Source organism: Micromonospora costi (assembly GCF_003626655.1).
In the GTDB taxonomy this organism is placed as follows: Bacteria; Actinomycetota; Actinomycetes; order Mycobacteriales; family Micromonosporaceae; genus Micromonospora; species Micromonospora costi.
In genome coordinates this window covers 1,357,536-1,369,789 of the sequence record NZ_RBAN01000001.1, presented here as the reverse complement: position 1 = coordinate 1,369,789, position 12,254 = coordinate 1,357,536, and the positions used below count along the sequence as shown (strand labels likewise).

The window sequence follows — 12,254 nt, the reverse complement described above, 5'->3', positions numbered from 1 at the left end:
AGGTCAGGAGACGTAGGGGCGCGCCGCGCGACCGTCGCGCAACGCCAGGCCCCACCAGGCGAGCTCGTCGAGCAGGACGCGGGCGTCCTGGCAGAGCTGGTCGGCGTGCAGCGGCGACGGCTCGCCGCACAGCAGGTCGACGCCCACGACGTCGCGCATGGTCGTGGCGTGCAGCGCGGTGAAGACCGTGCGGAGCTGGTCCACCGCGTGCAGGCCCGTGGAGCGGCAGCCGTACGACACGAAGCCGACCGGTTTGGCCTGCCACTCGTCGTACGCATAGTCGATCGCCTGTTTCAACGAGGCCGGAAAGCTGTGGTTGTACTCGGGGGTGACCACGGCGAACGCCTCGGCCCGTCCCACCTCCCGCACGAACGACCGGATGGAGCTGGTCGGCTCGGCCGGATAGCTGGTTGGGAAGTCGTAGTCGGCGAGGTCGAGGACGCTCACCGCCATATCGTCCCGGCGGCCGGCCTGGTCGACGAACCAACGGGCGACCGTGTCGCCCATCCGTCCCTCGCGGGTGCTGCCGATGATCACGGCGAGTCGCAGCGGTGTCATGGTTCCCCCTCCCGGCCTCTCGGTCTCACCCGTCAGGCGCGAGGCGCGGCCCGGCACCCGCTAGATCGGATCTAGCGGGTACCGGCGGCCGGGGGGCGATCTCCCCCCGCCTCCCTCGCGCGCGGGAGGTACGGCGGTCGGGCGCGGTCGATCGTGAGGGGCATGGATGACGTCGACGGGCGCGGTGCGGCGCCGGGCAGCCGCACCAGGGTGGTCTTCGCGTACGGGGCGGCGGCCGCCATGGTGCCGTACCTGCTCATCAAGGTCTCGTGGGTGGTCGGCGGGCTGTCCGGCCTCGTCGAGGTGGGTGAGGAGTTCAGCCTGGCGGGCTGGGTCCTGCTCAACGCGGTCACCATCGTGATGGCGGCGACGGGCATCGTGCTCGGCCTCGCGCTGGCCCGACCCTGGGGGCGGAGGATCCCGGCGCTGCCATTGCTCGCGTGCGCCTGGATCGGCAGCGGCTTTCTGGTGCCCATGCTCCCGTACCTGCTGGTCGGCTCGCTGGCGGGCGGAAACGGGGGCGCGACGGGCGGGGACGGCTCGACCATGCCGGTCTGGGAGGCCGTGCTCATCGACGTCGGCTTCGCCGGGCTCGGCCTCGGGTTGGCCGTCGCGCTCCCGATCTACCTGCGGGAACGATGGCCGGCGGCGTTCCAGGGTCGGGTCAGGAAGGGGCCGCCGGGCGGTCGCTCGGGGGTGGCCGCGGCCACGATGACGGCCGTCCTCGGCGTCCTGCAGCTCGTCTGGGCGGCGGGCGGAACCCTCGGCCTCGCACAGCCGGAGTTCGCCGACCCGGACTGGCGCCTGCTGACCGGGAACGCGGGAGTGTGGGCCCTCGTCGCCGCCGCCTGCGCGTTTGCGCTGACCAGCGGCCGGGTGCCCGGACTGCCGCGGTGGATTCCGGTCACGCTGGGCTGGGTGTCGTCGGGATTCCTGTTCGCCTGGAGCTGCTGGAAGCTGCCGCTGGTCGGATACCTGGCCGTCGCCGCCGAGCAGGCCAACCGGTGGCCGGAGAACCTGGGGGTGGCCGGCGCCCAGGCGGTCGTGGGGGTCGTCGCCGGCGCGGCGACGCTGGCCGTGGTGGTACGTGCCGTCCGCGGCCGGGGGGAGGCCCGTCGCCGGGTCGAGCCGTGCGGGCGGGTTGAATGACAAGGTGACGAGGGGGTGGGGGATGGGACAGGTACGCATCGCGCCGTGGAGCGAGGACGACCTCGATCTGCTGCGGCGGCTCAACGCGCCGGAGATCCGGGCGCACACCGGTGGCCCGGAGACCGACGAGCAGGTGGTGGCGCGGCACGAGCGCTACGTGCGGTTCGGTGGCACGGGTAAGGGCTGCATGTTCACGGTCGTGCTGCCGGACGGGACGCGCGCCGGCAGCGTCGGCTACTGGGAACGGGAGTGGCACGGCGAGCAGGTGTACGAGATGGGCTGGGCGGTGCTGCCCGAGCACCAGGGCCGGGGCCTGGCCACGGCCGCGGTGCGGGCGGTGGTGGCGGTGGCGGCCGCCCGGCGGACCCTCCGGTGGGCGCACGCGTTCCCCTCGGTCGACAACCCGGCCTCGAACGCGATCTGCCGCAAGGCCGGCTTCACCCTGCTCGGCGAGACCGAGTTCGAGTACCCGCCGGGCCAGCTCATGCGCTCGAACGACTGGCGGCTCGACCTGACGGCGCCGGCGGCGGGGGGCGACCAGCCGGGGGACGCGGGGCCATCCGCCGACGTGATCGGGGAGCGGGCCGGGGGTCACTAGCATGGCGGGATGCGGAACGGGGAGGTCAGCGCCACGCGTGATCGCGAGCGGGGCGTGAGCGACGGCGCGGCGGTCGAGGTCACCGGCCTGACCGTCACGTACGGGTCGACGACCGTGCTGGACGGCGTGGGCCTGCGGGTCCCCGTGGGCGCCGTGGTCGCCCTCACCGGAGAGAACGGGGTGGGCAAGTCCACGCTGCTGCGCTGCGTGACCGGCCTGCAGGCGCCCTCCGGTGGCGTGGTGACCGTCTTCGGTGCGGCGCCCGACCAGGGCGCCGGGTTCTGGCGGCAGGTGGCGACGACCGTGGAGTCGCCGACCTGGTACCACGGCCTGACCGTACGCGAGCACCTGGAGCTGGTGCGGGTGGCCAACGGTGGGGACCCGGCCGACGGGCGCGTCGACGAGGTGTCCGGCCTGCTCGGGATCACCGGGCTGGCCGACAGCCTCCCGATCACCCTCTCCTCCGGCCAGCGGCAGCGGTTCCTGCTCGCGGCGACCTTCGTACGCCCCAGCCGCCTGCTGGTGCTCGACGAACCGGAACAGCGTCTCGACGTCGGGGCCAAGCGTGCCCTCGCGGGGCACCTGCGCGACTACCTGGCGACCGGCGGCACGCTGCTCATGGCGAGCCACGACGAGCAGTTCTGGCGCGACGTCGGCGCGGACGAGGTCGTCCTGTCCCGGCCGGAGGGCTGACCCGGTGAGGGCCGTCCGCCCGTCCGGAACGGGTGCGGGGTGCTGCCGGTGACGGCCACCAGGGAGCCGGTCACCGTCCCGGCCAGCGACGCCGACGTCCGCCGCCGGATCCGGCGCATGCGGGTCGCCGCCGTCGGCCGGGTCGATCCGAGCAGCGTCTACTGCGTCCTGCTCGCGATCGTCATGGCCGGGGTCCTCGTCGGCCGGCCGCTCGGCGCCGTCGTCTGGCCGGCCGAAGCGGGTGGGCCGTCGGTGCCGGTGCTGGTCGGTGCCGCGCTGGTGCTGCTGGCCTTCCTCAACGTGCTGCGGCGGACCGGCCCGCTCGTGGTCACCCGGGCGGACGCGACCTGGCTGCTGGTGGCGCCGGTGCGCCGGCGGGCGTTGCTCACCCCCGCCCTGCTGCTGACCGTGTTCACCGCGGTCGTCGTGGGCGGCCTGGTCGGGCTCGCCGTCGCCGGTCGTGTCGCCGGACGACCGGCGGGGGACACCGCCTTCGCGGCGGGCCTGGCCGGTGGGGCCGCGGCCGGGCTCCTCCTGGTGCTGCTCGCGGTCCGCTGCCAGCAGTGCCCCGGCACAGGCCGGGTGGTCGACCGGCTGACCGGCGCTGTCGCCGCCGCGCTCGTCGTGGGCGCGGCCGTCGAGCGGCTGGCCGGCGGGTACGCGCCTCCGGGTGCGGTGCTGCCCCCGGCCTCGATCGTGCTGGTCGTGGCGGCCACCGTGCTGCCGCTGGCCGCCGCCGCCCTCGTCGGCATCTGGTGGCAGCTGGACGGCTGGCCGACCCACCGGATCGTCGAGGCGGCGGCCACCACGGGCTCGTACGCCGACGCGGTCTACGCCATCGAGCCCTCGTTCCTCGCCGAGCAGGGCGCCCGCCGGTACTGGCGGCGGCGGGCCGGAATCCGCAGCTCGCGGCTGCTGCGGGCCCGCCGCGTGCCGCCGCTGGTCGCGCAGGACCTGCTCCACGTCGCCCGTCGGCCCGGGCGGCTGCCCTGGCTGATCGGCACCGCGATGGTGCCAGCCCTCGTCGTCGACGGGCCGGCCTGGCTGATGGCGGCCACCGTCCTGGTCGGCGCGCTGGCCGCCGCCAGCATCACGGGCGAGGCCACCCACGCCGACGCGTCCAACCCGGCGACGCTGCGGCTGCTCGGCCTCACCGCCCGCCGCGTCTACGGGCAGCGACTCGTGGTCCCCACCGGGGTCGCCGTGCTGTGGGGCGCGCTCGCCCTCGGCGTGGCGCAGGTGGCCGGCGACCTGTCCGGCCCGTGGTGGGCGCTCGGCGTCGCGGCCGGCCCGGCGGCCGCCGTCGCGGCCCTCTACCGCGCCAGGGCCAGCGCCAGCAGCATCGGCACGATCTTCATCGACACGCCGGTCGGCGCGTTCCCCAGCGGCGTACTGCTGTGGCTGGTGAACGGGGTGGACGTCGTGGCGGTCCTGGCCCTGCCGACGGTGATCAGCCTGTTCACCGCGCGAGCCCCGGAGGCGCTCGACTGGTCCGCGGTGCTCACCCAGGCGGCGGTGTCAGTCGCCGGCTGTCTCGTGCCGCTGTTCCGCCGCTCCACCGCCCGGACGGTGGGCCTGTAGGGGACGCGCGGGGCGTTCAAGCCCGGCGCCGCCGGTCCGGCGTTGCCGGGTCCGGGCACCGCCGGTCCGGCGTTGCCCGGGTCCGGGCGCCCAAGATCGCGCAACATGCCTGATGTAGTGGCCTCCGGGCCGCCGGGAGGCCACTACATCCCTGTTGTTGTGCGGATCTCCGCGGGTGCGACGGCGGGCGCGGCCCCGGCGGCGGCCGCCGCCGCGGCCGCCGCACCGACCGTCACCAGGGCAGGACGCCGTACCCGCCGCCGTCGTCGGCGAGGTGACCCCACAGCTGGCCGGTCGGGCCGTCCGCGGGCAGCGTCGCCAGGTGCACGCTCACCTCGGCGCCCTGCTCCGCGCTGCGGTAGCCGTGGTGCCCGTTGAGGTCCGTCGCGCAGTAGCCCGGGTTCGCGGCGTTCACCCGGATCGGGGTGTCCCGCAGCTCCTTGGCGTACATGGCGGTGACCATGTTGAGGGCCGCCTTCGACGAGGGGTACGGCACCGAGGTCAACGCCCAGATGAAGCTCTCCGGGTCGGAGATCGTGGCGATCGAGCCGACCTCGCTGGAGACGTTCACGATCCGGGCCGCGGGCGCGCGGCGCAGCAGCGGCAACAGGGCGTTGGTGACCGCGACCACCCCGAAGACGTTCGTCTCGTACACCCGGCGCAGCGTGTCCACGGTGGTCTCGCTGGGCAGTGCCCGTTCGCCGTCGCCGAGCACGATGCCGGCGTTGTTGACCAGCACGTCGAGGTGCCCGTACTCCTCGTCGACCAGTTTCGCGGCGGCGGCCACCGACTCGGCGTCGGTGACGTCGAGGGGTACGAAGCGGGCGTCCGCCCCGCCGTCGCGCAGCTCCCGTTCGGCGGCCCGGCCCCGCTCGGCGTCCCGCGCGCCGACCAGCACCGTCATCCCGCGCGCCCCCAGCTGCCGGGCCGTGGCGAGGCCGATTCCCTTGTTGGCCCCGGTGACCAGGGCGATCAGGTTCGTCGTCATGCCCTCGACGGTGCCGTCGCGCCCGCCGGGCCGGGAGAGACCGGGCGAGGCTGGTACCGGCGGTACCACCCTGACCGCCCGGACCTGAGGCACCCTGGAACGCATGACCAGCACCGGCCTGCGCCGTGACGAACTGGCGGCGTTCCTGCGCAGCCGCCGCGCCCGGCTGCGCCCCGCCGAGGTCGGCCTGCCCGAGGGCGTACGCCGCCGCACACCCGGCCTGCGCCGCCAGGAGGTGGCCCAGCTCGCCGGCATGTCGATCGACTACTACATCCGGCTGGAGCAGGGCCGCGGCCCGCACCCGTCCCGGCAGGTGCTCGCCGCCCTGGCCCGGGCGCTGCTGCTCAGCCGCGACGAACGCGAGTACCTGTTCCGCGTGGCGGGGGAGAGCCCGCCCCCGTCGACCGGCCCGAGCCGGGAGGTCGGCGCCGGCCTAAGGCACCTGATCGACGCGATGGCCGACACACCGGCGTACCTGGTGGACGCCAGCTACGAGGTGCTGGCCTGGAACCGGCTGGCCACGTACTTCATCGGCGATCTCGCGGACGTGCCGCCGGACGACCGCAACATGGTCCGCTGGATGTTCCGGTGGGCCGCCACGGACACCCACTGGACCGACCCCGAGATGCTGCGGTTCACGCGTACCTCGGTGGCCGACCTGCGTGCCGCGTACGGCCGCTACCCCCACGACCCGCGCCTGCGGCGGTTGGTCACCGAACTGCTCGGCACCTCGCCGCGGTTCGCCGAGGTCTGGGCCGAGCATGACGTCGAGGAGCGCCGGCCGGTCGTCAAGCGGGTGGAGCACCCGGAACTCGGCCCCCTGGAGTTCGAGTGCCGGGTGCTGCACGTCCCGGAGACGGACCAGCGGATGATCGTCTACGTTCCGGAGCCCGGCTCGCCCACCCAGCGGGCCTTCCGCCGGCTCGCCGAGCACGCCCCCGCCTGAGCTGCGCCGCCTGAGCCCGCCCCGCCTGAGCCGCGGCGCGCGGCCCGGCCGGCTCCGCGCCGGACGCCGGCCGTGCCGCCGGGCTCAGGCGATCTTCTGGAGCGCGGCCGTGGCGAGCGGGGCGATCTTGGTGAGCAGGGCCGTGGCGGCGGCCAGCTCACCGTTCTCGCCCGAGACGTCCACCTCCATCACGAAGTTGCCACGGGTCAGGAAGAGCGTGCACTGGTGCCGGGTCGACTGGCCCTTCAACCGCTCACAGAAGGTGATCACGTCCGGCCCGTTCGGCACGGGAGGCGGTGACGGCTGCACGATCGTCGACGTACGCCCGTCGTTCGGCACCTCGTACTGCTTGCAGGTCTTCAGCACCGAGCGCAGCTCGTCGGCGAGCTTGCGCCCGGACACCTTGAGGTAGCCGACGACGTACTGTCGGATCCACACGGTGTCGCCGTCCCAGACTCGCTCCCGGTAGGCGGTGCGCTTGCGGTCCGACGGGAGGCTGTCCCGGCACAGCGAGATCAGTTTCCACGCCTCGCTGTTCTCCTCGGTGTGGGCCGCCGTCTCGGGGTGGAACGACGTGTCCAGCTGGAGCATCCCCGAGGTGACCCGGGTGCGGACCTCGGCCGTGGAGGTCGGCGCCGGCTTGGGCGGGGGCGGTGTCGGGGACGCCGACGCCGGCTCGGACCAGCGGGCCGCCTCGGTGGGCTCGCCCGGGCCGCAGCCCGCCGAGCCGATCAGGACGAGCAACGACAGCAGGGCCAACGAGGCACGGCGGGGCGACATCGCGCGGCGCGATCCTTTCGTACGCGAAGAGAGGGCCCTGTCGGACCCCCTTTCCACAGCGCCGCCGGCGGCCGGCGTGTTACGTCAGGCCGGCACCCAGTCGAAGGTGTCCGGGTCACCGCCCTGCCGGCCGGCCGGGCCACGGTCGAGCTGGGTGATCCGCTCCATCGCGGTGTCGTCCAGCTCGAAGTCGAAGATCCGGAAGTTCTCCTCGATCCGCGCCGGGCTGACGGACTTCGGGAAGATGATGTCGCCGCGCTGCACGTGCCACCGGAGCACCACCTGGGCCGGCGTCCGGCCGACCTGCTCGGCGATGTCGGTGACGGTCGGGTCGCCGAGCACGTTGCCCTGGGCGATCGGCGACCAGGCCTCGGTGAGGATGTTGTTCTTGCGGCCGTACTCCCGGACCTCCTCGTTGCCGAAGTACGGGTGCACCTCGATCTGGTTCACCGCCGGCAGCACGTCCGTCTCGGCGGCGAGCCGCTCCAGGTGCGACACCTGGAAGTTCGACACGCCGATCGAGCGGGCCCGGCCGTCACGCTGGAACTCCTCCAGCGCCTTCCAGGTCGACACGAAGTCGCCGTCGTACCGGGTGGGCAGCGGCCAGTGGATCAGGAAGAGGTCGATGTAGTCCGTCCGGAGTGCCGCGAGGGTCCCCTCGAACGCCCGGCGGGCGTCGTCGGGCCGGTGGGCGGCGTTGCTCAGCTTGCTGGTCACGAAGACCTCGCTCCGGTCGAGTCCCGAGGCGCGGATGGCCTCGCCGACCTCGGCCTCGTTGCCGTACATCTCGGCCGTGTCGATGTGCCGGTAGCCGATCTCCAGGGCCTTCCCGACCGCCTTCGTCGTGTCGCTCGGCTCGACCTGGAAGACCCCGAAGCCGAGCTGCGGGATCGTGTTGCCGTCGTTCAGGCTGATGCTGGGGATCGTGTTCGCCACTGCGGCTCCTTCGCGCGTCGTTCCGACCGTCCGGGGCGGGAGACCGCTCTCCCGCGGCGTCCCGGCCCGCCATCCGGATCCCATACCCGGCGCGGGCGCGGGAACACGGGCCGAACCGGGGTGAATTCGACCACGGTGCGGTGCAGCGACCGCGCGCCCCGGAGCAGGGCCGCCTGGCCCCCCTTCTCACCCGGCCGCGTCGAACAACACCGGCCACGGCCGTTGCGCGGGCGCCAGCGCCACCCCGGCCGGCACCGGTTCCGCCTCGGCCAGCACCTCGGCGGCGAGCTGGGCGAACATGGCGGCGGCCGGGTGGGCCGAGCGCTCCGGCCACGCCGCCGACGTGCGTTTCGCCAGCGGGGCGCCGGCGATCGGACGCCAGGCGATGCGGGGTTCCCGGCGGGCGGTCGCCGCGGACTCCATGGCCACCCCGTTGCCCGCCAGCACCAACCCGAACAGGAACTCCGGGTTGCGGGCCGGTCGGACCCGTCCGGGCCGGAACCCGTGCCGCCGGCACACCTCCAGCAGGTGGTCGTGCCAGCCCGGGGCGGTGGCCCGCGGGGCGGTCACCAGGTCCAGGCCCGCGAGCGCCGCCAGCTCCACCTCCCGTTCGCGCGCCAGCGGCGAGGTACGCGGCAGCAGCACCCCGAGCGGTACGTCGACCGGCGCGCCGAAGCGCAGCCCGTCCTCCGGAACGGGGTGGTGCACGAGGCCCACGTCGAGCCGCCGCTCGGCGAGCATCCGCAGCTGCTCGCCGGTGGTCAGCTCGTGCAGCTCCACGTCCAGGCCCGGCGCCCGGTCGGCGAGCCGGTCGAGTAGCGCGCGCAGGGTCACCGCCGGCGTCTCCGGCGGCACGCCGGCCCGCAGGACGCCGAGCGCGCCCGCGCGCACCTGGTGCATGAGGTTGCGCAGCCGGCCCTCGCCGGCGAGAAGCTCCTCGGCCTCGCCGAGCAGCAGCTCACCGGCGGTGGTGAGGCGAACCTGGCGGCGGGATCGGTCGAAGAGCTCGACGGCCAGCTCGCGCTCCAGCCGCTGGATGGACTGGCTCAGCGGCGGTTGGGCCATGCCGAGCTGTTCGGCGGCCCGTCCGAAATGCAGTTCGCGGGCGACCACCACGAAGTGCCGCAGGTGTCGGAGCAGGTCCACGAGCCGGACCCTACGCCGGCTCGCAGGAAGCCGCCCGGCGGCCGACCCCGCGGGCGGCGGCCGATACCGTGCCGGAGTGGCAGTGGAGGAGCGGATCGGCACCATCTTCGGTCGGGCCGGCGTGAGCGCGAACCTGCACGTCGTGGACCTCGACGCGCCGGACGCCGACGGCCGGGAGGTCGCCGTCCGGGCGGACGAGCAGGTGGTGATCGCCTCGATCTTCAAGATCCTGCTGGTGCTGGAGTTCGCCCGCCAAGTCGCCGCGGGCCAGCTCGATCCCACCGAGCGGGTCCTGGTGACCGCCGCCGACCGCCTCGGCGGTTGGGGGCTCGCGGGTTGCGCCGACGACGCCGAGGTGTCCCTGCGCGACCTCGCGTACTTCGCCATGTCGGTGAGCGACAACACGGCGGCCGACCTGCTGCTGCGTCGGGTCGGCCCGGATCTCCTGCCGATGCTCGCCGCCGAGCTGGGGCTCACCCGTACCCGGGTGGTGGGCGGTCCCCGGCAGCTCGTCGAGGTGATGCTGGCCGACGTGGGCGCGCGGACCGAGGCCGACTTCGCCCGGATCTTCCCCACCCTGGCTCCCGAGCGGGTACGCGCCATGCGGGTCTTCGATCCCGAGCAGACCACCTCCAGCACCGCCCGGGAGATCACCCGGCTGCTCGGCCTCGTCTGGCGGGACGAGGCCGGTCCCCCGGAGGCCTGCGCCCTGGTCCGCGGCTGGATGGCCCGCCAGCTCTTCTGGACCCGGCTCGCGGCGGGTTTCCCGGCCGGCGTACGGGTGGCCGGCAAGACGGGCACGCTGCCCGGGCTGCACCTGGAGGCCGGGGTCGCCGAGTACCCCGACGGTGGCCGGTACGCCATCGCCGTCTTCGCCCGCACCGAGCAGCTCGACACCCGGCGCATCGACGTGGACCTGGCCATGGGGGAGGCCGCCCGGACGGCGGTCGAGGCGCTGCGCGGCACATGACTTTCGTCGGCCGGTCCGGCCGGTGACACCCGCCTCCACCAGGTCCGATATGCGGCAGCGTATCGACCGTGGCGCTGGCTGATCTTGGACGTCGCGGGGTGGTCGCTGGTTGGCTCCCGTCATCCGATCGCCCAGTACGACGGGAGCGCATCCGCATGCCCAACCTCGACCGACGCCGTTTCCTCCGCGACGCCGCCGCCTCCACCGCCCTGGTGACCGCCGGCGGGCTCGCCTCCACCGCCCTCGCCGCACCGGCACGAGCCGCCGGACCGGCGGGTGCCGCCGCACCGGCCGCCGCCACCACCCGCCGCGTCGGCCGGGTCAGCTTCCGCTGGTGGGGCACCGCCGGCTGGCGTATCGACATCGGCGACCGGACCGTCCTAGTCGACCCGTTCCTCAGCCGCATCGACACCGGGCTGTTCGCGGGGGCCTTCAACCCGTCCACGTCGCTGCAGGTGCGCGCCGACGTCGTCGACGCACGCGTCGACCGGGCCGAGACAGTGCTCGTGACGCACACCCACTGGGACCACTTCATGGACGTGCCACACATCGCGGGCCGCACCGGCGCCCGGGTCTTCGGCACGCTGACCGCATACCACCTCGGCCTCGCGTACGGGGTGCCGTCCGGGCAGCTCAGCGCGGTCAAGGGCGGCGAGGTGCTGGACTTCGGCGACTACACGGTCGAGGTGGTGGCCTCGCTGCACAGCCGCAACGCGTCGTACTCGGTGGCCTTCCCCGGGGTGCGGGTGGACCCGCCCGCGAAGCCGGCGACCATCGCCGACCTGCCCGAGGGCGACACGTTGAACTACGTCCTGCGGGTCGCGGGCGGCCCGTCGGTGTTCTTCATGGGCGCGAGCGACTTCGCGGCCCGGAACCTCGCCGGGATCGCGCCCGACGTGGCCATGGTGGCGCTGAACAGCACGAACGTCACGGCCGACTACGTGCCCCGGCTGATGGCGGCCCTGGACCACCCGAAGGTCGTCGTGCCGGTGCACTTCGACAACTTCGAGACCGAGCTGCGCAACCCGCCAACCGTGGCGCCGAGCGACCGCAAGCAGCTCGACCAGCTGATCGCCGCGGTGCGCGAGTCGTCGCCGCGCAGCCGGGTGCTCGTGCCCGCCTACGACACCGCGTACCACTTCTGATCGGGGGCGGCGGGTGGTCGCGGTGCCGCGGCCACCCGCCGGATCAGGCCGCCAGGTCGGCGAGCGCCCGCACCGACTTCCAGTTCCGGGTGGTCGACACCACGCCCAGCTTCTTCTCCAGGTACGCGTTGCTCAGCTTCGACCGCCCGTACCCGTCCGGGTAGTGCAGGTAGACCTCCCGGCCGGTCACGGTGAACGCGGCGGTCTCGCCGCCGGGCACGGTGAGCGCGTCCACCCGGCTCCGCTCCGGCGCCGCCCGCAGGAACGCCACCAGCAGCTTCGTCGGGTCGTCCTCCCGACCGGCGTACGGGTTGCCGCCCGCGATCGCGGCCATCTCCCGGGTGCCGCGTACCAGCACCGGCACGGTCAGCCCCAGCTCGTCGGCGATGGCGCGTTCGATGCCGGCGGCCAGCCGCTCGGCGTCGCGCACCGCGCTCGCGAAGACGACGTTGCCACTCTGCAGGTACGTCCGGACGTCCTCGTGCCCGAGGCCGGTGACGAGGCGGCGCAGGTCGGCCATGGCGATCCGCGCGTGGCTGCCCAGGTTGATCCCGCGCAGCAGCGCGACGTACCGGTCCATGGCGACCTCCTCGGGCTCCGGCTGTCACCAGCCTAGGCGCTGGGCCGTCCGCGCCCGACCGTCCGCCGGGCGGCAGGTTCGTGACACACCTGTTACCCGCCGGCACTTCGCAAGTACCGTCCGAAGTGGTCTCCTCGGATGGTGAAACCCCAGGTCGGACGCGGTTTCAGTGCAGCGTCACCGG

Annotated in this window: 13 protein-coding genes; 7 read left to right on the top strand and 6 right to left on the bottom strand. The window is 74.2% G+C overall.

Annotation, left to right across the window (positions count from 1 at the left end; all coding sequences use genetic code 11):
- Window positions 1-3: 3 nt before the first annotated feature.
- Window positions 4-558 (bottom strand): NADPH-dependent FMN reductase, encoded by a 555-nt coding sequence (locus tag D7193_RS06195; protein ID WP_120778348.1) that lies wholly within the window; start codon window positions 556-558, stop codon window positions 4-6.
- A 162-nt stretch (window positions 559-720) separates the two neighbouring features.
- On the opposite strand from D7193_RS06195, the gene D7193_RS33365 reads away from it, so the two are divergent.
- Genes D7193_RS33365 through D7193_RS06175 form a run of 4 tightly spaced genes read left to right on the top strand, consistent with a single transcriptional unit; the run spans window position 721 to window position 4,579 of the window.
- Window positions 721-1,707 carry a hypothetical protein gene (locus D7193_RS33365; RefSeq protein ID WP_158674776.1) on the top strand — a complete coding sequence of 329 codons (987 nt, stop codon included), beginning with the start codon at window positions 721-723 and terminating at the stop codon, window positions 1,705-1,707.
- Window positions 1,708-1,729: 22 nt separating this feature from the next.
- Window positions 1,730-2,305 carry a GNAT family N-acetyltransferase gene (locus D7193_RS06185; protein WP_120778347.1) on the top strand — a complete coding sequence of 192 codons (576 nt, stop codon included), beginning with the start codon at window positions 1,730-1,732 and terminating at the stop codon, window positions 2,303-2,305.
- A gap of 9 nt (window positions 2,306-2,314) precedes the next feature.
- Window positions 2,315-2,998, top strand: coding sequence for an ABC transporter ATP-binding protein (locus D7193_RS06180; protein WP_120778346.1), 684 nt, complete (start codon window positions 2,315-2,317; stop codon window positions 2,996-2,998).
- A gap of 39 nt (window positions 2,999-3,037) precedes the next feature.
- A complete protein-coding gene (locus tag D7193_RS06175; protein ID WP_377456394.1) occupies window positions 3,038-4,579 on the top strand; it encodes a DUF6297 family protein in 1,542 nt (513 codons plus the stop codon).
- 232 nt (window positions 4,580-4,811) lie between these two features.
- On the opposite strand, the gene D7193_RS06170 is transcribed toward D7193_RS06175, so the two are convergent.
- Window positions 4,812-5,567: an SDR family oxidoreductase gene (locus D7193_RS06170; protein WP_120778345.1), complete on the bottom strand. Its 756-nt coding sequence runs from the start codon at window positions 5,565-5,567 to the stop codon at window positions 4,812-4,814.
- 103 nt (window positions 5,568-5,670) lie between these two features.
- Here D7193_RS06170 and D7193_RS06165 point away from each other — a divergent pair, with 103 nt between their 5' ends.
- On the top strand, window positions 5,671-6,513 hold the full coding sequence (locus D7193_RS06165) for a helix-turn-helix transcriptional regulator (RefSeq protein WP_120778344.1): 843 nt from the start codon (window positions 5,671-5,673) through the stop codon (window positions 6,511-6,513).
- A gap of 84 nt (window positions 6,514-6,597) precedes the next feature.
- Here D7193_RS06165 and D7193_RS06160 read toward each other — a convergent pair whose 3' ends face one another.
- The 3 genes from D7193_RS06160 to D7193_RS06150 form a co-directional block, all read right to left on the bottom strand.
- Window positions 6,598-7,293 (bottom strand): hypothetical protein, encoded by a 696-nt coding sequence (locus D7193_RS06160; protein ID WP_120778343.1) that lies wholly within the window; start codon window positions 7,291-7,293, stop codon window positions 6,598-6,600.
- Between the two features lie 84 nt (window positions 7,294-7,377).
- Entirely contained in the window at window positions 7,378-8,229 is an 852-nt protein-coding gene (locus D7193_RS06155) for an aldo/keto reductase (RefSeq protein WP_241562825.1), read from the bottom strand.
- A gap of 186 nt (window positions 8,230-8,415) precedes the next feature.
- Complete coding sequence (locus tag D7193_RS06150) at window positions 8,416-9,375, bottom strand: LysR family transcriptional regulator (protein ID WP_120778341.1); 960 nt, start codon at window positions 9,373-9,375, stop codon at window positions 8,416-8,418.
- 76 nt (window positions 9,376-9,451) lie between these two features.
- Here D7193_RS06150 and D7193_RS06145 point away from each other — a divergent pair, with 76 nt between their 5' ends.
- Together D7193_RS06145 and D7193_RS06140 are read left to right on the top strand one after the other, a co-directional pair.
- Entirely contained in the window at window positions 9,452-10,345 is an 894-nt protein-coding gene (locus tag D7193_RS06145) for a serine hydrolase (RefSeq protein ID WP_120778340.1), read from the top strand.
- A gap of 155 nt (window positions 10,346-10,500) precedes the next feature.
- A complete protein-coding gene (locus D7193_RS06140) occupies window positions 10,501-11,490 on the top strand; it encodes an MBL fold metallo-hydrolase (RefSeq protein ID WP_120778339.1) in 990 nt (329 codons plus the stop codon).
- Window positions 11,491-11,533: 43 nt separating this feature from the next.
- Here D7193_RS06140 and D7193_RS06135 read toward each other — a convergent pair whose 3' ends face one another.
- On the bottom strand, window positions 11,534-12,070 hold the full coding sequence (locus D7193_RS06135; RefSeq protein ID WP_120778338.1) for a DUF1697 domain-containing protein: 537 nt from the start codon (window positions 12,068-12,070) through the stop codon (window positions 11,534-11,536).
- Window positions 12,071-12,254 lie beyond the last annotated feature (184 nt).

Bases quoted from the DNA above. Each gene is read 5' to 3' on its own strand.
- D7193_RS06140 (WP_120778339.1), top strand. From the start codon at position 10,501: ATGCCCAACCTCGACCGACGCCGTTTCCTCCGCGACGCCGCCGCCTCC.
- D7193_RS06185 (WP_120778347.1), top strand. From the start codon at position 1,730: ATGGGACAGGTACGCATCGCGCCGTGGAGCGAGGACGACCTCGATCTG.
- D7193_RS06180 (WP_120778346.1), top strand. From the start codon at position 2,315: ATGCGGAACGGGGAGGTCAGCGCCACGCGTGATCGCGAGCGGGGCGTG.
- D7193_RS06170 (WP_120778345.1), bottom strand. From the start codon at position 5,567: ATGACGACGAACCTGATCGCCCTGGTCACCGGGGCCAACAAGGGAATC.
- D7193_RS06195 (WP_120778348.1), bottom strand. From the start codon at position 558: ATGACACCGCTGCGACTCGCCGTGATCATCGGCAGCACCCGCGAGGGA.
- D7193_RS06165 (WP_120778344.1), top strand. From the start codon at position 5,671: ATGACCAGCACCGGCCTGCGCCGTGACGAACTGGCGGCGTTCCTGCGC.
- D7193_RS06160 (WP_120778343.1), bottom strand. From the start codon at position 7,293: ATGTCGCCCCGCCGTGCCTCGTTGGCCCTGCTGTCGTTGCTCGTCCTG.
- D7193_RS33365 (WP_158674776.1), top strand. From the start codon at position 721: ATGGATGACGTCGACGGGCGCGGTGCGGCGCCGGGCAGCCGCACCAGG.
- D7193_RS06135 (WP_120778338.1), bottom strand. From the start codon at position 12,070: ATGGACCGGTACGTCGCGCTGCTGCGCGGGATCAACCTGGGCAGCCAC.